Genomic DNA, 21490 nt, shown 5'->3' on the forward strand with positions numbered 1-21490 from the left:
AATGTCAGTAAATCAAATTCACGAATTCATCTTGTGTAATGCCACCGAGTAACTTCGGAATATCGAGGTTGCTAACTGCAGCTGTAATCGACTCGCGGTCATACTGACAATTCACGAGACGATTTTCAATCTCTGTGACACTGCCGATTCCGAAGAAGTCACCAAAAATGTGTACTTCATGGATTGTCCCTTTTTCAACTTGTAGTCGAACATCGATGCTACCTACCGGGAAGCGATGGGAGTGTTGCACGTTACACTTCGGTGAGCGACCATAGTTCCAATCCCAGTTGCCATATCGTTCTTTGGACAATTGGTGAATGTTCTTCCAGTCTTCCTCAGTTAATTCTTTGAACTGAATTTTTTCTTCCCCGCCAAAGATCGAATTTAAGATTTCCATCCGGAATTGTTCGATGGTCATCGGCTTGTCCATGTGCTCAGAAATATTTGTGACGCGACTGCGAATTGATTTAATCCCCTTTGACTCGATCTTATCTTTCTTCACACGTAATGCATTGACGACCTCTTCAATTTCCGTGTCAAACATGAGCGTTCCATGGCTGAACATACGGCCTTGGGTTGCAAACTGTGCATTTCCTGAAACTTTTTTACCGTCGACGAGTAAGTCGTTGCGTCCAAGTAACTCTGCTTTCACACCCATTTTAGCAAGTGCTTCCACAACAGGCTCCGTGAACTTTTTAAAGTTACGGAAAGATTGTCCATCATCTTTTGTGATGAAGCTGAAGTTCAAGTTCCCTTTGTCATGGTACACTGCGCCGCCACCAGAAAGTCTGCGTACAACATGGATGCCATTTGCATCGACGTACTCTGTATCAATTTCTTCAATCGTGTTTTGGTTCTTCCCGATAATGATGGAGGGTTCATTGATATAGAACAGAAGGTAGGAATCTTCATCGGTATCCATTGTATTGAGTACATATTCCTCGATCGCTAAGTTAATACGTGGATCCGTAATGCCTTGGTTATCTACAAAACGCATGCTAGTCTCCCCTTTATATGAAGCTGATAGTGCCATTCTAACATAACTCTTATTGTGAAGGACAAGTGTAGTCTACATCTGTTCGTGAATAAATAGACTAAGTTTCACATGTGAAGATTGAACCATTTTTCTAAATTGTCCAAAAACTGTTGACAGATAGTCATCTGTTATAATACACTATGAGTAACAAGTCAAAGTGCTAGTACAAAGGAGCTGAAGAGCACAAATTTTTTTGTCGCCTCTGTTGCAAAACACTCGTCACTGGACAAGGTAGTACTACTACAAAATGAATGGAGCGGATGAGAAATGATTGAAAACGTTGTGGAATTTTTTAAGAATTTGCCTCCGAAACAGTGTGTTACTTGCGGTGAACAGATTGAGGAACAACATGAGTGCTATCAAACAAAATGCCCATCGTGCTCAGAATAACGAGCTGCTGTTATAGGTTAGATTAATTGGCTGCTACAGAACGTCAGTATACACTGGCTTCTGTGGCATTTTTTTTTGTGGGAAAGTAGGAGTTGTTGTAGTAAAGATTAGACGGTGTTGATTTCTGCTTCGGATGGACGCTTTCCGAGGGGCTTGATTTCAGCCGCTTCCTTCGCTTTGCTCAGTCCAGGGTCTTCAATCTTCGCTGATCCCTCCGGAGTCGCCATCCTACGCTGAAATCAACGTATCATTGTTAAATTTAGTTGTTCCCATTGTCATAATAAGTACATGAGGATACTCCCTCTATCTCCCCACCAAAACAATCGAAGCGCTACCAATTAATCCCTTAAAGTCGGTGAATTGTGTCCCGTTATCGAGAAATTGCGAGATGTGTCGGAGAAACTACACGAGGTGTCGGAGTAATCCATAAGTTTGATCAAGAAATCCCCATGAGTGATCGAGAAACTATGCTGAGTGTCTGACAACGATCAAAACCTCTATTTTAATCTAACCAGCAAACAAAAAAGACCTCACGCATGCCGAAAGTCGGCTGTGTGAGGTTTTCAATTTAATCAATTTTAGCGAGTCAATCGCTGCACAACACGGTCCGCGGCTGCTTTCCCTTGATCGATACAATCTGGTAAGCCGACGCCTTCGTACGATGCTCCTGCTAGTTCTACATTTGGAAATGCGGTGCGTAATTGTTCTTTGGCGTCTGCGATGAGTTTTTTGTGACCGACCCGGTATTGAGGGCGGTCATCCTTCCAACGTGTGACGATGGAGAACTCAGGGTCTTCATTAATTTCGAAGATTTTCCGCAAATCCGCTAGAACGATTTGTTCAATTTCATCGTCTGGTAAATCAACGATGGCTTCTTTACCGATTCGTCCAACAAATGCGCGCAATAATACTTTTCCATCAGGTGTCGTTGTCGGCCATTTACGGTTCAACCAGGTGCAGGCGGTAATGGAATAGTCGCCGCTGCGTGATACTAGGAAGCCTGTTCCTTCCTTATCTTGGACAACAGCACTTTCCGGGAATGCAAGAGTTATCGTTGCAACGGATGACGTTTTAATCTCTCCTAGCTTCTGCATAATGCCATGCGGCTCGAATAATTGACGAGCGACTGCATGTCCCGTAGTGAGGACGACTGCATCCGCTTCGATAACAGAACCTTCGTTGAGCGTGACAAATGTCCGCTCATCCTCTTGTTCGATTTTCTCCAGTCTAACTCCCTTGATGAAATTCACCTCAGGTAACTGTTCTTCTAAGGCTTCAACAATTGTCTCGAGCCCATTTCGGAACGTATGGAATGCTCCCTCTTTCTTCGCAGCATGTCCTTTGTTTGGCAGCTGTTCCGGCTTCGGTTGCGTTTTCTTCATGCCTAGGATGAGACTCCTGTGTTTTTCTTCCACACTGACAAATTGCGGGAACGTCGACTCCATGCTCATGTGGTCAATGTCACCTGCATAGACTCCAGAGAGTAACGGTTCAATCAGGTTATTCACGACTTCATTTCCGAAACGACGGCGGAAAAAGGCACCTAATGACTGATCACCTTTAATATCGGAGCGGGGTAAGAAAATATCCCCTGCTGCACGCAGTTTACCCGTTAACGAAAACAGGTTACTTTTGAGAAAAGGGCCGATTTCTGTCGGAACGCCCATAATCGAACCACCCGGAATCGGATGCAATTCATCGTTCAGTAATACATACGATTGTCCCGTTGCATTTTTCACGAGCTGATCAGCGATGCCGAGCTCTTGCGCAAGACGGTCCATACTTTTTTTTCGTATCAAAAAGGAATCTGGACCGCGTTCTATAATATAGCCGTTGCGTCTGACAGTCTGGATCTTACCACCAAGTCGGTTGGTTGCTTCGACAAGAATAATATCGATGGGAAGATTCTGCTCCCGGATTTGTTGCTGCATGTAGAATGCCGCAGATAGACCCGTGATGCCGCCCCCCGCAATGACAACTTTTTTACGCTGTTCGTCCATTGCCTTCACACGTCCTTTTCAAAACTTACTTGTTTACTTTTTCAATTACTGCGTCCGCAACTGCTCCGATAAAGAGTGGATCAGTATTCGGCATAGCTGGTCGGTGATATGTTGCACCGATTTCGTCGCAAACCACTTTACATTCGTAGTCATTGTCGAATAGCACTTCGAGGTGATCTGAAACAAAACCTACTGGTGTATAGACAAATGACGTATACCCTTTTTTCTCGTTTAATTCACGAGTCAAGTCCTGTACATCCGGTCCAAGCCAAGGTTCGCCTGTTTGCCCTTCACTTTGCCAGCCGACAGCGTATTCTTTCACGTCAGCAGCTTCTGCAAGGAGTTTAGCCGTTTCTTCCAGCTGATCGGGATATGGATCGCCAGCTTCACGGATTTTTTGTGGAAGTGAGTGTGCAGATACAACAAGAACTGACTTTTCGCGTTCTGCATCGCTCATGCTGTCGAAGGTTTCGCGAATTTTCTCTTCCCAATATTTTAGGAATTTCGGCTGTTTGTACCAACTTTCAACGGATGTGATGGAAATTCCGTATTTGTCCGCTTCTTCTTTCGCACGTGTATTGTACGATTTCACAGAGAATGTTGAATAGTGAGGAGCAAGGACAACAGTTACCGTTTCTTTAATTCCGTCTTTATCCATCTGTGCCACTGCTTCTTCAATGAATGGCGTAATGTGCTTTAGACCAATATATAGTTTGAACTCAATCTCATCTTGTGCTTGATTCAACGTATCACAAAGTGCTTGTGCTTGACCTTCTGTGATGTGAGCAAGTGGAGAAATTCCACCGATTGCTTCATAACGATTTTTCAAATCTTCAAGTTGCTCCGGTGCAGGTTTACGCCCGCGGCGGATATGTGTGTAATACGGCTCGATATCCTCTTCCTTGTAAGGTGTACCGTAAGCCATTACTAAAAGTCCCATTGTGCGTTTTCCCATGTCATTCACCTCAAGATTAGTTTTTATTTGCGCGTAGTTCTGCACTATATGTGTGAATCAGTTCAGTTAGTTTCTTCAGCTTGGCAGGTTCGATTTCTGGGAATACTCCATGACCTAAGTTGAAGATGTGGCTGCCGTGTGCAACCCCTTGTTCAATAATCACTTTTGCACGTTCTTCAATGACGGACCAATCCGCCAACAATAATGTAGGGTCAAGATTCCCTTGTAGCGGCTTTGTTAGTCCACGTTGGCCCGCTTCTTCTATTGAGAGTCTCCAATCTAAACCTACGACATCAACAGGAAGGTCATGCCATTCGTTTGCTAGGTGACTTGCACCTACTCCAAACGTGATTAAAGGAACATTCAATTTGCGTAGTTCTGTGAAAATACGTTCCATTACAGGCTTGATGAAAATACGGTAGTCGGATACATTCAGTGCACCAACCCAAGAATCGAACAGTTGAATCGCAGACGCACCTGCTTTGACTTGTGCAGTGACATAGGCAATCATTGTGTCCGCAAGTTTGTCCATAAGTGCGAACCAAGCTTGAGGCTCAGATACCATAAGTGCTTTTGTGCGTGCATAGTTTCTAGATGGACCGCCTTCAATCATGTAACTCGCAAGTGTGAAGGGTGCTCCTGCAAAACCGATGAGAGGTACATCCAATTGTTCTTTTGTTAGTATTCGAATCGTTTCAAGAACAAATGGAATATCATCTTCCGGATGCATCGCTGTCAGTTTTTCGATATCCGCGACTGATTTAATCGGATTCGAAATAACAGGTCCTACTCCAGCTTTAATCTGAACGTCGACGCCCATTCCCGGAAGTGGTGTAACAATATCTTTATATAAAATTGCAGCATCGACACCATATTGGTCGACAGGTAACTTTGTAACATAGGCACACAATTCAGGTTGGTGCGTAATCTCTTCAAGTGAGTACTTTTCCTTGATTTTCCGATATTCAGGCTGCGATCTTCCTGCCTGTCGCATATACCAAACCGGTGTGTGATCAATATGTTCTCCACGAGCAGCTCTAAGAAGCGTATCATTTACTATAGTCATGAACAAATTCCCCCATTCTCTTTTTACCGAACTGAATTATGCATTTCACGAGTAGCTTATCGTTTTCAATATAGACGTAAACTGTTGGGATGTATAGCAATATACACCCATTGTCATAAATTTGTGCCACATTCCGTCATTGTTTTGACATGGTTTGTTTTAGGAGCAGGATTCGGGGAAATAACTAAAGAAGAGGTTAATTTGTTTAGACTAGCCAAGGAGGGTATCAATAATGAAAAATTTATACATTACACGAGGCACTCCAGAATTCATGGAGAAGGTTAAAGAGAAATACCCCGGAGAAAATATGATTCTAATGCACGGTAGTGGGTCTTCTCAGCTGCTACACGAAACAGCAGGAAAAACGGTTTTCCAGACACCGCAGCGATATGAAGTCATAGAGGAAATGGGACAGCTCCAGGAACATGGATTTTTTGCACTAAACAACATATCCATTTCCGACGAAGGGAAACCCATTTTTGAAGAACGTTTCAAAAGAGACCATTTAGCTATGAAGGACACTTCAGGTTTTATCGCTTTTCGATTACTACGATCACTCGATTCAGATACGTATATCATTTTAACAGAGTGGGAAGATAGCCAGTCATTCGATTTGCATAAGAACACACCTGCCTTTTCAGCTGCATATGATACTACAAAAAGTGATATCGTCGCTGGTCCTTCCGTTCATATCTTCTCAAGTGCACCTTATATTACATTATTTAGTTCACTTCAAACTCATGATTCCGAATGATATTTCCAGAGGGGCCATGTGCCTCTTTTTTTGTTGTCAAACAATTGCGAGTTTGAAAACACACTGATATACTGGATACCATATTCAAAAAAGGAGATGTCTTTAATGAACGAAAAACTTTATACACTACTCGACAACTCTTTTGATGACATGGTTAGCGTTCGTCGCTATTTGCACCAGCATCCAGAAGTGTCATTTCATGAAACCAATACAGCACAATACATCCAAGATTTCTATACGAAGTTAGGGGTGGAGTTTAGGAGCAACGTTGGTGGAAACGGTGTCGTTGCTCGTATTAAAGGTGGAAAACCTGGTAAAACAGTTGCACTACGAGCTGATTTTGACGCACTGCCGATCCAAGATCAAAAAGATGTACCTTACAAATCAACCGTTCCTGGTGTCATGCACGCATGCGGGCATGATGGCCACACTTCCACATTGCTCCACCTTGCTAAAGCAATCAATGAGCTAAAAGGTGAACTTGCCGGTACATACGTCTTCATTCACCAACACGCTGAAGAATATGCTCCTGGTGGTGCTATTTCTATGATTGAAGACGGTTGCCTGGACGGTGTCGATGTTATTTTCGGTACTCACTTATGGTCAATGATGGAACCGAACACGATTCAGTACGTGAGCGGTCCAATTATGGCAGCCGCAGACCGTATCGAAATTACAGTTCAGGGCGCTGGTGGTCATGGTGCTTCTCCGCACCAAACAAAAGATGCAATCGTGATTGCTTCCCAACTTGTAAACAACTTCCAACAGCTTGTCTCTCGTCGTGTCGATCCGATTGAGTCCGCTGTGCTATCAATTGGTTCTTTCGTATCTGACAATGCGTTCAACATTATTGCCGATCAAGCCGAGCTCAAAGGAACCGTGCGAACGTTTTCTCCTAAAATTCGCGATCTTATGGAATCTGAGATCCAAAGAATCGCTGAAGGAACCGCGCATATGAACAACTGTGAAATCAACGTTACATATACACGTGGCTACCCAGCTGTCGTAAATCACGAAAGAGAGACAGCATTTTTGCATGATGTTGCCAAAGAAGTCCCAGGAGTAAAAGAGGTAGTTCAAACAATCCCTCAAATGGGCGGAGAAGATTTCGCTTACTACTTGGAACAAGTTCCTGGAACGTTCTTTTTCACTGGTGCGCAACCTGAAAATGCGTTCCCACATCATCACCCTCGATTCGACTTTGACGAATCCGCAATGCTAACTGCTGCCAAAACACTCGGTGCAGCCGCTCTTGCTTATCAAAATTAATAACCATCTACTCTGTAACTTTGCTCCATGCCTTGATGCCCTTTTCAACACAGATCATCAAGAAGTGGCAAGTTCAGAGTTTTTTTATTTATTTCTGATTATTTCATTTTAACTGATTGCTTTCCAATATTTATCCTATATAATAGGAGTTATTACTTATTGAGTAGGAGTGACTTGGATGCATTCACGAAAAAACGCTGAGAATTACCTCATCAATTCTGATACGTTTGTGTTACAACCGATTCGAGAGGACTTTAAATTATCGACTCGTGTAATTGAGCGTAATGCCGAATTTGATCTTCCTAAAAAACCGATTCAAATTGTCAAAAAAACGTGCGAACTTTATGGAGCTTCGTTAAAAACACGTACGTTGACTGCGCGCCACGCTCTAGGCAATCGCCATAAAACACCTATTGTTGTTGCACATGCGTTTGACACCCCTTATATCTTTTTGCCGACCATGTCACCGAATTCAGAAGAGAACATTTGGATTTCCTACCAGTCCATTGTCGACTTTCAGGAAGAGAATGTCGGATGCTCTGTTCTGCTGGAGAATGGCTATAAAGTAAAGGTAAACGTATCTACTCCGACTATGTGGCGCCAGTTCGCTTTTGCTGCTTTACTTGAACGGGACTTTGCAAAAAAACAATTTTTGCTGCACAGACCTAGAACGTCTCTTGCACAAGAAGGCTCATTTAGATACCCGGTTGTCGAAGATACTGAGTGAGCAGCTCCTCCGTTCGATTACGTAAACGTACATTCAAGTATCTTCGACAGTCCTGTTGGTGGTCGTGGACAAAGATATATTCTGTAAAAATATCATCCATTTTCCCCCTCACCACCGATAAATGATTCCTACGTAAATATGAGGCCGTATTTCCAAGCTCTTTGTGTACGCGCTTAGCTACATCATCCATGAGCCCCAAGTACGGTTTTTTCAATTTGTAATCCCCTTGCTGTATTAGCAATCGATCCCTCTCTAAAATGGTTAAAATCATCGGTAAGTAAATCATATTTTCTAAATAAGGGATAACTTCTGTTTTTAGAGCAGACATTTCCTCACTCCTCTCAAACGAACAAGTGTTCTTATTCTTAATCATAAGATACTTACTTCAAAATTGCAACAAAAAAAGAAAGTGAGCCTCAGCACCGGACTGAGGCTCACTTTCTTTAAGGTGTTATATGATTCATTCACTAGGTACCGGATCAGCTATCGCATTAATGGAATTCACTTTCCAATCACCATCTTTTTGCGTTAGAACCGTTACTTGACGTCCTAAAGTTATTTCTGCTTCTTCACTATCTTTATCTTTCACTTCTACCTTCATCGTTGCAAACACTTGCGCCTCATTTTCCGTATACTTCACAATGGTAATATCATCTGGCGTTCGTGTGAGCTCGGTTGTTGCTAGCATGCTTTCTGTAGCTTCTCGTTCCTCCTCAATGTCATAACCATCTGCTGATAGCGTTTCAAGATAAGCATCTACTTCCCCGGCATTCAGCGTTTCGATATAGCGGTCAAACGTCTCTAAAATAGCTTCTTTTTCCCCGGAAGGTACGTTTACCGCTTCCTCGATAGGAACTCCATTTATGCTATAACCGTCATCCTCGCCATCCAACTCACCTTTATCCTTAACTCCATGGTCAATCGAACCATTTTCGTTAGTCTGCTCACCATCGTCAATCGAACCTGAAGTCTTTTGAGCGTTGTCATCGTCTCCACTGCAAGCGCTTAGCATAAGAGCTAGCGTTGCCATTCCGACGAGTCCTTTAACTTTCTTCATACCCCTTCTCCTCTCATAGCAAAAGGACCATCCGATTGGAGGTCCTTTTATAAATTCTGCTTTACTTCACTTCAACCCAACCATTTTTAATCGCTGTGACAACAGCTTGTGTCCGGTCGTTAACGCTCATCTTTTGTAGAATACTTGAAACATGGTTTTTCACAGTTTTCTCTGAGATGAACAATGTTTCTCCAATTGCCCGATTACTTTGACCATCCGTCAACAATTGCAGTACTTCGCATTCCCGCTTCGTCAACAAATGCAATGGTCGGCGGATTTCGTGTTGATGGAATGAGCCTTTATGTTCCCGTTCACTCAATCTGCGATATTCTGTCACTAAATTATGCGTTACTTTTGGATGTAAATAAGATCCGCCAGCTGCTACTACTTTAATAGCCTGAACTATTGCATCTGCATCCATTTCTTTCAACATGTATCCGAGTGCACCCGTTTTTAACGCCTGGGAAACGTATGACTCATCATCATGAATGGACAATACGATGACTTTCGCATCAGGATATTTAGTCATAAGTTGTTCAGTTGCTTCAATCCCGTTCATCCGTGGCATATTAATATCCATAAGAACTACATCCGGATTATGCTCTTCGTACAAAGTGAATACTTCGCTACCGTCATCGCCTTCTGCTACAATTTCGAACGTATCTTCAAACTGTAAAATACGCTTGACTCCTTCGCGGAATAATTGATGATCATCTACTATTAAGATTTTTGTCATGTTCGTTCCCTCCAAAGCCTCTATTTGCCTATACTATCAGGATTAATCGGAATTTTAAAGAACACGCTTGTCCCTTTTCCAACTTCTGAAGTGATTTTAAAATCGCCTTTTAACAAGTCGATGCGTTCTTTCATCCCTATAATCCCGAATGATTTGTCTTTTACTTCATTTTGATCGAATCCTGCTCCATTATCTTTTACAATTGCATTCATCGTCTCACGCAACCATTCAACTTTCACCCATATATCACGACTATTTCCGTGCTTAATGGCATTAGTTACGGATTCTTGAACTAAGCGGAACACCGCAATTTCAAAACTCGACTCGAAACGTCGGTCTTCTCCGATACTCTGAAAGTGAATACGAACATCAGGTTCATATTCCATAAGAGTGGATAAGTACTTTTTCAATGTTGGCACCACACCAAGATCATCAATTGCCATTGGGCGAAGATCATAAATGATTCGTCGTACTTCATATAATGAACTTCGTACCATTTCTTTTAAATCCTTAAACTCTTCAAGTGCTTGTTTAGGACCTTTTTGCTCATACACTTTTTCGATGAGCCCAGAACGAATGAGCACGCTGGCCATCATTTGAGCAGGTCCATCGTGGATTTCTCTTGAAACTCGTTTACGTTCCTCTTCTTGTGCTTGAATGATCCGAATCGCAAAGTCCTGCTTATGTCTGGCTGTTTCAAGTGCTTCACCCACATTCTTCAAATCTGAAGTTAAGTAAGTGACAACAGTGGATACTTGGTTGACGAGCTGATCGGCCCGTTCAATCGTCTCCAACAGTTCCGCCAGACGACGATCCAAGTCATCGCGTTGAATACGCAATTGCTTTTCTTCCATTCTGTTTACGGACAGTCTAACGAGAAGGTCGTTTGCAACCTCGTACGCCTTTCGCACTTCTTGTTCCGAGTAATTCACAAAGTTCTTCGAGACATCAGCAAGCCTTCTGCGTGAGTGACGTGTCATTTCTTCAAGGTGATCTCCTTCGGTTATTACCCGGGAAATATCTTCCTTAACAATAATGAGCTCACGCTGCATGGATTCAAAACTTCGACGGCTTTGCTCACTGATCATGAAGATGTCGTTCTTGGACTGATCCATTACATTCACCATGCTATCGAAGATACCTTCAAGCTTTTGAATATCAATTGCCGCCTTATCCATTGTTCACACTCCCACCAATGCTAAAACCTCATTGTAGAATCCATAGGCTATTGCGATTACATTGGATTCACTATACACTTTATTCAGTATAGCATCTTAATGCCCATAACATATTAAAATTGTATTACAGATTGAGGAGGTCTTGCAATGAGAATGGACTATAAGACCGTAAAACAACAAAGTGAATCGGAAATCATTATCAATAAATCTCGATTCATCACTTCCGTAAAACGAACCGAAACTGAACAAGAGGCTCTCGACTTCATCCAGGAAATAAAACAAGCACATCCATCAGCTAACCATAATTGTTCTGCTTATTTAATAGGTGAGCACGATCATATTCAAAAAGCGAATGATGACGGAGAGCCTTCAGGCACAGCAGGTTTCCCAATGCTAGAAGTACTAAAAAAGCAATGTTTAAAAGATACCACTGTCGTTGTCACTCGTTATTTTGGCGGCATCAAACTCGGCGGTGGTGGCCTCATACGTGCATATGGACGTTCGACTTCAGAAGGAGTTGCAACAGCCGGCACGGTTGAGCGTGTACTTCATAGTACAATGAGCGTAACAGTCGACTACACCGCACTTGGGAAAGTGGAAAATGAAGTGCGTCAATCAGAGTGGCCGCTTGAGCATATCGAGTACGGCGAACAGGTAACGTTATTTATATTGGTACCGATCTTGAGCGTAGACACATTCCATACTTGGGTTGCAGATTTAACGAACGGACAAGGCAAGATTACTGAGGGTGAACAGAAGTTCTTGGAGTTTTCTGTCTGAAAAGGTGTACGCGCTTCCGTAAAAATAGTATACTGTTGATAATTGCAAAAACTTGCAGGCAAAATGCCCGTTCGACAGATATAGCCATTGCTATCATTTGACAGCATCTACTCTACTATGATGGAGTTCGACAAAAGGACAGATTAACGGAGGATAGATTGAACATGAAACGAAACGATTATAAAAAGGCCAAGAAAAAATCTTCAAAAACGAGACTTATTTTGAAGATAGGACTTGTGTTGGCGATTGCAGTTTTTTTGACAGTTGCCGCTTATGGGGTCACACTTCACAAAAAGGCAGAACTCGCTGCAGATAGAGCGTACGAGCCGATTAAAGACCGCACGAGCCGTTCGACTGCAAAAGAGGACAATATCCAACCTGCGAAAGACAATGTTTCTGTGTTATTAATTGGCGTTGATGACAGTGAAGATCGAAAACAAGGGGACAGCAACAGTCGAGCGGATGCTTTGCTCGTAGCTACCTTGAATCCGAAACAAAAAACGGTCAAACTGCTAAGTATCCCTCGTGATTCTTATGTTTACATTCCTGAGGTGGACTATAAGGATAAAATCACCCATGCTAATGCTTATGGTGGAACAAAAGCTACAATCGAGACTGTCGAAGAAATGCTTGACATACCGATTGACTACTATTTAAAAACAAACTTTAATGCATTCATCGATGTAGTGGACGCACTTGGTGGCGTTGAGGTAGAAGTTCCTTATGAACGAATTGAAAAAGATGAAACAGACACAGGAACAATCCACTTGATGCCTGGTCTCCAAGTATTAGATGGTCGTCATGCGCTTGCGCTTGCTAGAACACGAAAACTCGACAACGATATCGAACGTGGTAAACGTCAACAAATGATTATTGAAGCGATGATGGACCAAGCGAAATCACCTGCCGCTATTACTAAATTCGGCGATGTGATCGATGCACTTGGAGACAACATTAAAACGGATATGAAGTACAATGAAATGTTATCCTTCTTAGAGTATGCTAAAGGAGGAATCCCATCCGTCGATACGTTAACTCTAGAGGGTGATGATGATTGGTCAACAGGTGTCTATTATTGGAAGTTGAATGATGAAGATCTTCAACAGAAGCGGTTAATCCTTCAATCACACTTAGGGCTGATTTCTTCTTTAGCACCAGATATAGATGACGAAGCTTCATCAGACATTGTAGGAAGTACGAAAAGTGTCGTTATTTCCCCTTCTGAAGACACAGATGTTAAATAATGAATGATAAAGCAAACGTGAAAGGAAATTATTCCTTTCGCGTTTCAAGTTGATTCCATCATCAAAAAAGGCTGTCCCCGGTTGAATCCCTGGGACAGCCTTTTATAATTATTTTCCAATCATGCGGACTAAGTTTAATATTGGACGGTAATTTGTACCGGCGAGACCGATGATTTCCACGAACAATTCAATAGCGAGCAGGATGACGAAAAGTAACAAGATCGCTCCCCATACAGTCGCTTGTGAGAACAATACTGCCGCGATTCCGAAAAGAATGGCAATGCCGTAAATGACGAGCACAGTTTGTCGATGTGAAAACCCTGCGCGCAACAAGCAATGGTGCAAGTGTGATTTATCCGGCGCCGTAATCGATTGTTTCATCCTGATACGTCGAACAATCGCAAAGAATGTATCAGAAATCGGAACACCTAGCATAATAATCGGGATGACAAGTGACACAACTGCAACGTTTTTGAATCCGAGAAGTGCCAATACAGAGATCATGAAGCCTAAGAAAAGTGACCCTGTATCCCCCATAAAGATTTTTGCGGGGTGGAAGTTGAACAGCAAAAATCCAAGTGAACTTGCTGCAAGGATTGCTGCGGTAACAAGTACGAAGTTATTTTCCATGATGAGCGCCATGACCGAAATGGAGATGAGGGCAATAGTCGAAACGCCCGCAGCGAGTCCGTCCAATCCGTCGATCAAGTTAATGGCATTTGTTACCCCGACAATCCAAAGAATCGTAATTGGAATGCTTAAGTATCCAAAGTCGATTTGTCCGAGAAAAGGTAAGTTAATAAAATCGATTTGCAGATTTCCAACAGTCATTACCACAATCGCGGCAACCAACTGTCCTAATGCTTTTGCTTTCGCTGTAATCTCCAGCATATCATCAAAGAATCCGATAGCGATGATGATCACAGCACCAATCAAAATTCCTGCTGCATGTTCATCTTTAGGTAACAATATTGCATAACCAATTAAAAATGCTCCAAATATCGCGAGGCCACCAATACGGGGCATGACCGCAGCATGGACTTTGCGGTAATTCGGTCTATCAACCGCTCCAATACGGAACGCGAATTTTATGACAAGTGGAGTTAGTATGATGGCACCGACAAACGCAGCTGCCATTGCAAGGAATAACATGTCCTTCCTCCCTGTAGTACTCAATTTTAGTTAAAGCCTACCGTATTATAACATGCCCATCGACAGAAAGCACTCTGTGAAACAACTTTTCTATGAGAATAAATTGAAATAATTTTCCTTGTCCTTTATTGGAACAATTTATACAACAAAATTACAATGTCTTTTGACGCACTTCTAGTCTTTTCCATGCTTGTTTGATAAAATAGAGTCGTGTCCGTTGAATGGACAATATAAAGGAGCGTTAACTATATGCTATCCATTTTTAGACGATCAAACCAAACCAGTGATCGACAGCTTAAGAAATATCGAAAAATCGTTGACCATATAAATAAATTAGAAGCGAATTTTGTCGACTTGTCAGATGAGCAACTTGCTGAAAAAACACTTGAATTTAAAGAACGCCTTGCAAATGGGGATACCATTCAATCGATTATTCCTGAAGCGTTCTCTGTTGTAAGAGAAGCTTCAAAACGTGTACTCAACATGCGTCATTTTGACGTACAGCTCATTGGCGGCATGGTGTTGACTGAAGGAAATATTGCAGAAATGCCTACTGGAGAAGGAAAAACACTTGTCGCGTCTCTCCCCTCTTATGTACGTGCTCTCGAAGGTAAAGGAGTTCACATTATAACAGTGAATGACTATCTTGCTCGCCGTGATTTCGAACAGATGGGACAAATCCATCGTTTTCTAGGTCTTACTGTCGGACTGAACGTACCGATGATGCAAGGTCTCGAAAAGAAAGAAGCGTATGACGCGGACATAACTTATGGAGTTGGTACTGAATTCGGCTTTGACTACTTACGAGACAACATGGCGCAGCACATCAGCCAAAAAGTACAACGACCTTACCATTACGCAATAATTGACGAGGTCGACAGCGTGCTGATTGACGAAGCGAAAACACCGTTAATTGTAGCGGGTAAGATGCAAGCAGACGCGGATCTCCATATGATTGCAGCTCGTCTAGCAAAACGTTTTAAACAAGGTCTCGACTTCGATTTTGATGATGAAACCAAGTCCACATCGTTAACTGAAACAGGTATTGAGAAGGTGGAAAAGGCGTTTGGTGTAGATAACTTATACGATCTTGAGCACCAGACACTCTACCATTATATGATTCAAGCGGTACGTGCCTATGTCATTTTCAAACGTGACGTTGACTATATCGTACGTGACGAAAAGGTAGAATTAGTTGATATGTTTACCGGACGGATAATGGAAGGACGAACGTTGTCTGATGGTCTTCACCAGGCAATTGAAGCAAAAGAAGGTCTTCCAATCACTGATGAAAACAAAGCACAAGCACAGATTACGATTCAAAACTATTTCCGCATGTACCCAAGACTTTGCGGTATGACAGGTACTGCGAAAACGCAGGAAAGAGAATTCCGGGAAGTCTACAACATGCAAGTCATCCAAATTCCGACAAACCGTCCTCGTCAACGTGTCGACCAAGACGACTTTGTCTTTAAAACAGTCGACCAAAAATACAAGGCAATGGCAAAAGAAGTAGCTGCACGTCACAAAGTCGGACAACCCGTACTTGTCGGAACGACTTCAATTTTGCAATCGGAAAAAGTTGTCGAGTATTTAGATGAACACAAACTCGATTACAACTTGTTGAACGCGAAAAGTGTTGAGCAGGAAGTCGAACTCATCTCGAATGCGGGTCAAAAAGGACATATTACGGTTGCTACAAATATGGCGGGACGCGGGACTGACATCGTACTTGGTGATGGGGTGGAAAATCTCGGCGGATTGTTCGTACTTGGTACTGAAAAACACGAAAGTCGACGCGTCGATAACCAGTTGCGCGGCCGTTCAGGTCGTCAAGGCGACAAAGGAGAATCCCGATTCTTCCTATCCCTTGAAGATGATATGTTTAAGCGTTTTGCAAAAGATGACCTCGAAAAATTTGAAAAGAAAGTCGATACTGATGAAAACGGCTTAGTACTCAACAAAGACGTGAACGAGCTGACAGAGCGTACACAACGTATTGTGGAAGGCGCTCACTACTCGATGCGTGAGTATAACTTGAAGTTGGATGACGTCATCAACGATCAGCGCAACGTGTTGTACGGATTGCGAGATAATGTCTTGAAACGTAATGACGTGAATGGACTCTTACAAACGATGTTGAAAGAGACGACTGAGTTCGTCGTATTCGACAGTTGTCCAGAAGGTGAAACTCCGGACCAATGGGATTTCGAGCGAATCGAGCGTACGATGAACTCATTGCTTCGTACGTCTGTTGAACTATCACATACATTCGAAAAGCCAACGCAAATTGTTAAGTTTTATCGAGAGCCACTTGATGAATTGGTTGCATACATCCAATCCTTTGAGGATAATGAGCAAGTGAACCAACTTATTCCACAAGTGATGCTGAGTCATATCGATACGATGTGGGTCAAGCATTTGGAATTCATGACACGGTTAAAAGAAGGAATTGGACTTCGCTCATATGGACAGGAAGATCCGATGCGAATTTATCAGCGCGAAGGATTGGAACTCTTCGGGAAACATTATCAAAAGCTACGCCGCGATATTGCTGCTGAAGTCATTCAATTCATGAAGATCCTAACAGAACAGCAGGAACTACAATCACAGGAGGTTAACTCATGAAATTTCTTTCATTGTTTAAAAAGACCGAAAAGACAGGTAGCGACAGCACAATCGGCTCTGAAGAACTAATGGACGGTACTGGTGGACCCGCTGGTGACGAGGATATCGAAACAGCGCTATCCCTCCACCCATCATGGGAATTGCCGCAAGAACAGGAATACGTATTCCGTTTTCTTGCGAATGAACTAGAAACCCTTAAACCAAACCAAATTTCGTTGTCTGGTATCGATATTGACCTCGAACCAGCAACAGGTGATTTTTTGGTCAAAGCGTTTTTCCGTTCTTCTCTAGACCAAACGATTACGATTGGTGAAGTGGAATTGATGCTTATGGATGAAGAAGGCAAAACACTCGGATCTCAACAATTCGACTTAAGTGAGCTTGGAGAAATTGCTCCACGCAGCGCACGCCCTTGGGTGTTCGTCTTCACAAAAGACAATCTCTTCGTCGAAGAACCACCTAAAGAAAACTGGAAACTTGCGTTCAACGTACAGTCCATGGTGCCTCATAAGTTAGAACTTGAAGAATCTTGGGAAACAAGCCTTCCAGCTGAGCAAAAAGCAGCATTAGAAGAGGTTGTCGGCAACTTACCAAAATTGAAACCACGCGAAGTGAACATCGCTGGATTCCAAGTCGGTAAGCAAGAAGATGGAAGCATTGCAGCGTCCGTATTCATCCGTAATGGCCACTCGAAACAAATCAACATTGAGAAGTTACCACTTGAACTAATCGATGCAACAAATGCAGTCGTGGCGAGCGGTTCGTTCGACATCGGTTCACTTCCTGTCAATGCAAATACAACGAAGCCTTGGACATTTGTGTATCCTACAGAAATGGTTTCAAAAGAGGATCCAGATTTCTCTCGTTGGACAATCCGTGTTCCTCAGCAAAATGCATAAATAATCGATTCCCCGTACAATTTCGGTTGTGTGGGGATTTTTTGTGTTCTATAAATATACTCCCCTTCTATTCATCTCGTTGAATTGCGTCCAGTTATCGAGAAATTCAGAGTTGTGTAGGAGAAACTCCAACATGCGATGAAGAAATCCTTTGTTTGTCGGACAACTAGCAAGTTCTGATTGAGAACCTATTCTCCCCCACAAAAAAGACTGCCCACGTGGACAGCCTTCCCTCAAACGTCTTCTATTATAATTTCAAATCTGTAATAACGATCACATCTGGGTGATCCAACAAATACGTCACTGGCCACTCCGTTGACACAACACCCGCAAAGAGTTTCTCTAGAGCTGGACGTTTCTTTTCACCGAATGCAGCCACAATCAGCTTTTTTGCTTGCATAATCGAGGAAATCCCCATAGTCAGCGCCGTCACTGGCATCGTTTCGTCTTCTGTGAAATATTGACTATTTACTGCAATTGTCGACTCCGTCAGTTCTACAACATGCGTCACCGATTCTGGAGATGTACCGGGTTCGTTGAATGCGATATGACCGTTCTCACCAATTCCAAGGAACTGGATATCAAGAGGATTTTCCTTCAACAGAGTTTCGTAGCGCACGCATTCGGCGTCAAGATCTTCCGCCATCCCGTTTTCAATATGAGTTTCTTTAAATGGCTTCTTTGAAAATAACAATTCGTTCATGTAATACGCATAGCTATTTTTGTGCGTTGCTGGAATACCGATATATTCGTCAAGGTTAAATGCGGTCACATTCGTGAAGTCAAGGTCCGATTCAGTCATTTTTTCATATACCGGCTCCATCGTACTTCCTGTCGCCAGTCCTAGAACATGTAAGTGTCCTGCATCTAATTCTTTACGGACTAATTCGCATATCTTTTCTGCACCTTGCTCTTTACTATCCACAACAATTGTTTGAATGTTTTCCATGACTATCTACCAACTTTCTTCTAGAAGTTTACTTCATTAATTGTAAAGCGTCGTGCCATCTTGGTCAACAAACTCCCTTTTTCAAGCCATTCCCTAATCTTTCTGTCCTACACATAAACTTTCTAGTCCCCATTTCTATTTGTCTAAAATGTGGTGAGTCTATGAACAAAGTGTGAACTTCCTGTTTACTACGAAAGTATTAGGGAATTCCCTAGTATTTTAATTTCTCAGATTCAATATGATAAAAGTAGTTCTTATTGAGTAAGCAAACACCAATTAGAGGCGGTGAGTGAAATGACAAAAAAGCACGCTAGCAACGATCTTCCTACTACTGAAGCATCATCCGATTTAAAAGGAACGTTCATCATGGTTATGATTCTTGGTTTACTAATGGTTGGTGCATGGTTTGGCGCATATTGGCTTTTCATTTCAAGATAACGATAGAAGAGGAAGGAGGCAGAGATTATGCATCTGCACAAGTATGAGAAGGTTTGGCTCGCGTTCGGCATGGCATCATTAATTATTTTTCTTTTAGTTATAGGATTTGCAGCTTTTTGGAAAGGGACTCATCCACAGAGTCACTTGGAAACAATCGATCAGAATAACGTGGAGGCACATGATTCCTTTAAACCTGAAAACTTAGGTCTGACAGAAGTCGCAGACGGTAAATATAAAGTCAACATGGTCGCATCTGCATTCAACTATGATTTCGGTGTGGACAAAGATGAAAAACCTGTAAAAACAATCCGTGTCCCACAAGGTTCTACAGTTCTCTTTACAATTACATCAAAAGACGTAGTTCACGGATTCCAAGTAGCCGGAACGAATGTCAATATGATGGTTGAACCTGGTCATATTAGCCGTTACGAAGCGGTTATGAAAAATAAAGGCGAGTTCACAATCGTCTGTAACGAATATTGCGGCATCGGTCACCACCAGATGTTCGGAAAGGTAGAGGTGTATTAATATGGACGGAACTGAAAATAACCTTCGCTTATTCCCTAAAAAAGATGCACGACTCTACATGTCATTCATGTATGTCACGTTTGTTTCATTGCTCGTTGGTGGGCTTATGGGTCTCCTTCAGACATTTGTCCGGTCTGGAAAATTCACACTTCCCTTCAACATTAACTACTACACGATACTAACGGTTCACGGTGTGATTCTTGGGCTTGTATTGACAACATTCTTCATCATCGGATTCCAGTTTGCTCTCATGGGGAAAACAGTCGGAATTTCGGATAAACAACGGAACGTCGGTTGGATTTCATTCTGGATGATGCTCGTCGGTACAGTCATGGCCGCGGTCACAATCCTAGTTGGCCAAGCCAACGTACTGTATACATTCTATGCACCACTTGCAGCACATCCGGCATTTTATATAGGTCTTGCGCTCGTAATCGTCGGAAGCTGGATTTCCGCATTTACAAACTTCCGACAGTTGTATGTATGGAAGAAAGCCCACAAAGGTGATAAGTCACCGTTACTTGCATTCATGGTAATCATTAACATGCTTATGTGGGTGATTGCATCTCTCGGGGTTGCGGTTTCAGTAGTTATTCAATTCATCCCTTGGTCACTCGGATATACAGAAACCATTAACGTGCTCGTCAGCCGTACATTGTTCTGGTACTTCGGGCACCCACTAGTGTACTTCTGGTTACTCCCTGCTTACATGGCGTGGTATGCAATCATCCCGAAAATCATCGGCGGAAAACTATTCAGTGATTCACTTGCCCGTCTAGCGTTCATCTTGCTGTTGTTGTTCTCGATTCCAGTCGGGTTCCACCACCAGTTGACAGAGCCGGGTATTGACCCGACTTGGAAGTTCATCCAAGTAGTACTTACAATGATGGTTGTTATTCCTTCATTGATGACCGCATTCTCGATCTTTGCGACGTTTGAAATTACAGGCCGCAAAAAAGGGTTCAGCAGTCTCTTCGGTTGGTTCAAGAAATTGCCATGGGGCGACGTACGATTCTTCGCACCGTTTGTCGGAATGGTTGCTTTCATCCCAGGTGGAATTGGCGGTATCATCAACGCGTCTCACCAGATGAACGCACTTGTCCACAATACGATTTGGGTGACAGGTCACTTCCACTTAACAATTGCGACAACAGTCATTTTGACATACTTCGGGATTGCGTATTGGCTCGTTCCTCACTTGACAGGACGTCGCTTAACGAAGCAATTAAACAAACTTGGAATCATCCAAACGATCATCTGGACAGTAGGAATGATGATTATGTCGACAGCGATGCATATCCAAGGACTTCTTGGCGGCCCGAGACGTTCTGCGTACTCAGAATACGCAGGTGGTGCACAAGTCGATACTTGGATTGGCTATCAGCTTGCTCAAGCTATCGGTGGCACTATTCTCTTCATCGGTATTCTATTAATGACGTATATCTTCATTAAACTTACATTCTTCGCACCAAGAGGGGTCGAGGAATTCCCGATTGCTGCTGAGGATGAAGACGCCCAAGTTACACCTAAAATTCTTGAAAACTGGTATTTGTGGATTGGCATTACCATTGCACTTATCGCGTTTGCGTACACGATACCTATGATCGATATTATCAAACACTCTCCTCCTGGATCCATTCCATTCAAATGGCCTATCGGAAGAATGTAAAAAACATCCGGATTGTAAGCGACTTTGCTTACAAT

Annotated in this window: 21 protein-coding genes; 11 read left to right on the forward strand and 10 right to left on the reverse strand. The window is 42.7% G+C overall.

Annotated elements, in window-relative coordinates:
- Window positions 1–4 precede the first annotated feature (4 nt).
- Complete coding sequence (lplA, locus tag ACR65F_RS01940; protein ID WP_125103528.1) at window positions 5–997, reverse strand: lipoate--protein ligase; 993 nt, start codon at window positions 995–997, stop codon at window positions 5–7.
- Window positions 998–1303: 306 nt separating this feature from the next.
- Here lplA and yhfH point away from each other — a divergent pair, with 306 nt between their 5' ends.
- Window positions 1304–1426, forward strand: coding sequence for a protein YhfH (gene yhfH, locus ACR65F_RS01945; protein WP_082003300.1), 123 nt, complete (start codon window positions 1304–1306; stop codon window positions 1424–1426).
- 578 nt (window positions 1427–2004) lie between these two features.
- On the opposite strand, the gene hemY is transcribed toward yhfH, so the two are convergent.
- Genes hemY through hemE form a run of 3 tightly spaced genes read right to left on the reverse strand, consistent with a single transcriptional unit; the run spans window position 2005 to window position 5447 of the window.
- The gene (gene hemY / locus ACR65F_RS01950) at window positions 2005–3426 is read right to left on the reverse strand and encodes a protoporphyrinogen oxidase (protein WP_440503002.1); all 1422 of its coding nucleotides are present in this window, start codon (window positions 3424–3426) and stop codon (window positions 2005–2007) included.
- A 25-nt stretch (window positions 3427–3451) separates the two neighbouring features.
- Window positions 3452–4381 (reverse strand): ferrochelatase, encoded by a 930-nt coding sequence (gene hemH, locus ACR65F_RS01955; protein ID WP_440503003.1) that lies wholly within the window; start codon window positions 4379–4381, stop codon window positions 3452–3454.
- 16 nt (window positions 4382–4397) lie between these two features.
- A complete protein-coding gene (hemE, locus tag ACR65F_RS01960) occupies window positions 4398–5447 on the reverse strand; it encodes a uroporphyrinogen decarboxylase (RefSeq protein WP_039042153.1) in 1050 nt (349 codons plus the stop codon).
- 232 nt (window positions 5448–5679) lie between these two features.
- Between hemE and ACR65F_RS01965 the strand changes: the two genes are divergently transcribed.
- The 3 genes from ACR65F_RS01965 to ACR65F_RS01975 all read left to right on the forward strand — a co-directional run bounded on the left by ACR65F_RS01965 (window position 5680) and on the right by ACR65F_RS01975 (window position 8197).
- A complete protein-coding gene (locus tag ACR65F_RS01965) occupies window positions 5680–6201 on the forward strand; it encodes an antibiotic biosynthesis monooxygenase family protein (RefSeq protein ID WP_440503004.1) in 522 nt (173 codons plus the stop codon).
- 105 nt (window positions 6202–6306) lie between these two features.
- Window positions 6307–7470, forward strand: coding sequence for a M20 metallopeptidase family protein (locus ACR65F_RS01970; RefSeq protein WP_440503005.1), 1164 nt, complete (start codon window positions 6307–6309; stop codon window positions 7468–7470).
- A gap of 178 nt (window positions 7471–7648) precedes the next feature.
- Window positions 7649–8197 carry a competence protein ComK gene (locus ACR65F_RS01975; RefSeq protein ID WP_440503006.1) on the forward strand — a complete coding sequence of 183 codons (549 nt, stop codon included), beginning with the start codon at window positions 7649–7651 and terminating at the stop codon, window positions 8195–8197.
- Here ACR65F_RS01975 and ACR65F_RS01980 read toward each other — a convergent pair.
- The 4 genes from ACR65F_RS01980 to ACR65F_RS01995 form a co-directional block, all read right to left on the reverse strand.
- On the reverse strand, window positions 8166–8525 hold the full coding sequence (locus ACR65F_RS01980) for a YhjD family protein (RefSeq protein ID WP_440503007.1): 360 nt from the start codon (window positions 8523–8525) through the stop codon (window positions 8166–8168). The genes ACR65F_RS01975 and ACR65F_RS01980 overlap by 32 nt on opposite strands.
- A 132-nt stretch (window positions 8526–8657) precedes the next feature.
- On the reverse strand, window positions 8658–9254 hold the full coding sequence (locus tag ACR65F_RS01985; protein WP_440503009.1) for a Cif family virulence factor: 597 nt from the start codon (window positions 9252–9254) through the stop codon (window positions 8658–8660).
- Window positions 9255–9315: 61 nt separating this feature from the next.
- Window positions 9316–9990: a response regulator gene (locus ACR65F_RS01990; protein ID WP_039042158.1), complete on the reverse strand. Its 675-nt coding sequence runs from the start codon at window positions 9988–9990 to the stop codon at window positions 9316–9318.
- A gap of 20 nt (window positions 9991–10010) precedes the next feature.
- A complete protein-coding gene (locus ACR65F_RS01995) occupies window positions 10011–11168 on the reverse strand; it encodes a sensor histidine kinase (protein WP_039042159.1) in 1158 nt (385 codons plus the stop codon).
- A 147-nt stretch (window positions 11169–11315) separates the two neighbouring features.
- Between ACR65F_RS01995 and ACR65F_RS02000 the strand changes: the two genes are divergently transcribed.
- Both ACR65F_RS02000 and ACR65F_RS02005 read left to right on the forward strand, forming a co-directional pair.
- Window positions 11316–11948 carry a YigZ family protein gene (locus ACR65F_RS02000; protein ID WP_440503011.1) on the forward strand — a complete coding sequence of 211 codons (633 nt, stop codon included), beginning with the start codon at window positions 11316–11318 and terminating at the stop codon, window positions 11946–11948.
- Between the two features lie 164 nt (window positions 11949–12112).
- A complete protein-coding gene (locus ACR65F_RS02005) occupies window positions 12113–13192 on the forward strand; it encodes an LCP family protein (protein WP_440503013.1) in 1080 nt (359 codons plus the stop codon).
- 108 nt (window positions 13193–13300) lie between these two features.
- On the opposite strand, the gene ACR65F_RS02010 is transcribed toward ACR65F_RS02005, so the two are convergent.
- A complete protein-coding gene (locus tag ACR65F_RS02010) occupies window positions 13301–14344 on the reverse strand; it encodes a glycosyltransferase family 4 protein (RefSeq protein ID WP_440503014.1) in 1044 nt (347 codons plus the stop codon).
- 249 nt (window positions 14345–14593) lie between these two features.
- On the opposite strand from ACR65F_RS02010, the gene secA2 reads away from it, so the two are divergent.
- Entirely contained in the window at window positions 14594–16972 is a 2379-nt protein-coding gene (gene secA2, locus ACR65F_RS02015; RefSeq protein ID WP_440503016.1) for an accessory Sec system translocase SecA2, read from the forward strand.
- Window positions 16969–17871, forward strand: a complete 903-nt coding sequence (locus tag ACR65F_RS02020; protein WP_440503018.1) for an accessory Sec system S-layer assembly protein — start codon at window positions 16969–16971, stop codon at window positions 17869–17871. Before secA2 ends, ACR65F_RS02020 begins: the two co-directional genes overlap by 4 nt.
- Window positions 17872–18118: 247 nt before the next feature.
- On the opposite strand, the gene ACR65F_RS02025 is transcribed toward ACR65F_RS02020, so the two are convergent.
- Window positions 18119–18811 carry a glucosamine-6-phosphate deaminase gene (locus tag ACR65F_RS02025; protein WP_440503209.1) on the reverse strand — a complete coding sequence of 231 codons (693 nt, stop codon included), beginning with the start codon at window positions 18809–18811 and terminating at the stop codon, window positions 18119–18121.
- Window positions 18812–19114: 303 nt separating this feature from the next.
- Here ACR65F_RS02025 and ACR65F_RS02030 point away from each other — a divergent pair, with 303 nt between their 5' ends.
- Genes ACR65F_RS02030 through ACR65F_RS02040 form a run of 3 tightly spaced genes read left to right on the forward strand, consistent with a single transcriptional unit; the run spans window position 19115 to window position 21455 of the window.
- The gene (locus ACR65F_RS02030) at window positions 19115–19258 is read left to right on the forward strand and encodes a cytochrome c oxidase subunit 2A (RefSeq protein ID WP_156137889.1); all 144 of its coding nucleotides are present in this window, start codon (window positions 19115–19117) and stop codon (window positions 19256–19258) included.
- Between the two features lie 27 nt (window positions 19259–19285).
- A complete protein-coding gene (locus ACR65F_RS02035; protein ID WP_440503020.1) occupies window positions 19286–19786 on the forward strand; it encodes a cytochrome c oxidase subunit II in 501 nt (166 codons plus the stop codon).
- A gap of 1 nt (window position 19787) precedes the next feature.
- Complete coding sequence (locus tag ACR65F_RS02040; RefSeq protein WP_440503022.1) at window positions 19788–21455, forward strand: b(o/a)3-type cytochrome-c oxidase subunit 1; 1668 nt, start codon at window positions 19788–19790, stop codon at window positions 21453–21455.
- Window positions 21456–21490 lie beyond the last annotated feature (35 nt).

This window comes from Sporosarcina sp. SAFN-010 (assembly GCF_059415065.1).

Excerpts from the sequence above, each read along its gene's own strand:
- lplA (WP_125103528.1), bottom strand. The coding sequence starts at position 997 with ATGCGTTTTGTAGATAACCAAGGCATTACGGATCCACGTATTAACTTA.
- yhfH (WP_082003300.1), top strand. The coding sequence starts at position 1,304 with ATGATTGAAAACGTTGTGGAATTTTTTAAGAATTTGCCTCCGAAACAG.
- hemY (WP_440503002.1), bottom strand. The coding sequence starts at position 3,426 with ATGGACGAACAGCGTAAAAAAGTTGTCATTGCGGGGGGCGGCATCACG.
- hemH (WP_440503003.1), bottom strand. The coding sequence starts at position 4,381 with ATGGGAAAACGCACAATGGGACTTTTAGTAATGGCTTACGGTACACCT.
- hemE (WP_039042153.1), bottom strand. The coding sequence starts at position 5,447 with ATGACTATAGTAAATGATACGCTTCTTAGAGCTGCTCGTGGAGAACAT.
- ACR65F_RS01965 (WP_440503004.1), top strand. The coding sequence starts at position 5,680 with ATGAAAAATTTATACATTACACGAGGCACTCCAGAATTCATGGAGAAG.
- ACR65F_RS01970 (WP_440503005.1), top strand. The coding sequence starts at position 6,307 with ATGAACGAAAAACTTTATACACTACTCGACAACTCTTTTGATGACATG.
- ACR65F_RS01975 (WP_440503006.1), top strand. The coding sequence starts at position 7,649 with ATGCATTCACGAAAAAACGCTGAGAATTACCTCATCAATTCTGATACG.
- ACR65F_RS01980 (WP_440503007.1), bottom strand. The coding sequence starts at position 8,525 with ATGTCTGCTCTAAAAACAGAAGTTATCCCTTATTTAGAAAATATGATT.
- ACR65F_RS01985 (WP_440503009.1), bottom strand. The coding sequence starts at position 9,254 with ATGAAGAAAGTTAAAGGACTCGTCGGAATGGCAACGCTAGCTCTTATG.
- ACR65F_RS01990 (WP_039042158.1), bottom strand. The coding sequence starts at position 9,990 with ATGACAAAAATCTTAATAGTAGATGATCATCAATTATTCCGCGAAGGA.
- ACR65F_RS01995 (WP_039042159.1), bottom strand. The coding sequence starts at position 11,168 with ATGGATAAGGCGGCAATTGATATTCAAAAGCTTGAAGGTATCTTCGAT.
- ACR65F_RS02000 (WP_440503011.1), top strand. The coding sequence starts at position 11,316 with ATGAGAATGGACTATAAGACCGTAAAACAACAAAGTGAATCGGAAATC.
- ACR65F_RS02005 (WP_440503013.1), top strand. The coding sequence starts at position 12,113 with ATGAAACGAAACGATTATAAAAAGGCCAAGAAAAAATCTTCAAAAACG.
- ACR65F_RS02010 (WP_440503014.1), bottom strand. The coding sequence starts at position 14,344 with ATGTTATTCCTTGCAATGGCAGCTGCGTTTGTCGGTGCCATCATACTA.
- secA2 (WP_440503016.1), top strand. The coding sequence starts at position 14,594 with ATGCTATCCATTTTTAGACGATCAAACCAAACCAGTGATCGACAGCTT.
- ACR65F_RS02020 (WP_440503018.1), top strand. The coding sequence starts at position 16,969 with ATGAAATTTCTTTCATTGTTTAAAAAGACCGAAAAGACAGGTAGCGAC.
- ACR65F_RS02030 (WP_156137889.1), top strand. The coding sequence starts at position 19,115 with ATGACAAAAAAGCACGCTAGCAACGATCTTCCTACTACTGAAGCATCA.
- ACR65F_RS02035 (WP_440503020.1), top strand. The coding sequence starts at position 19,286 with ATGCATCTGCACAAGTATGAGAAGGTTTGGCTCGCGTTCGGCATGGCA.
- ACR65F_RS02040 (WP_440503022.1), top strand. The coding sequence starts at position 19,788 with ATGGACGGAACTGAAAATAACCTTCGCTTATTCCCTAAAAAAGATGCA.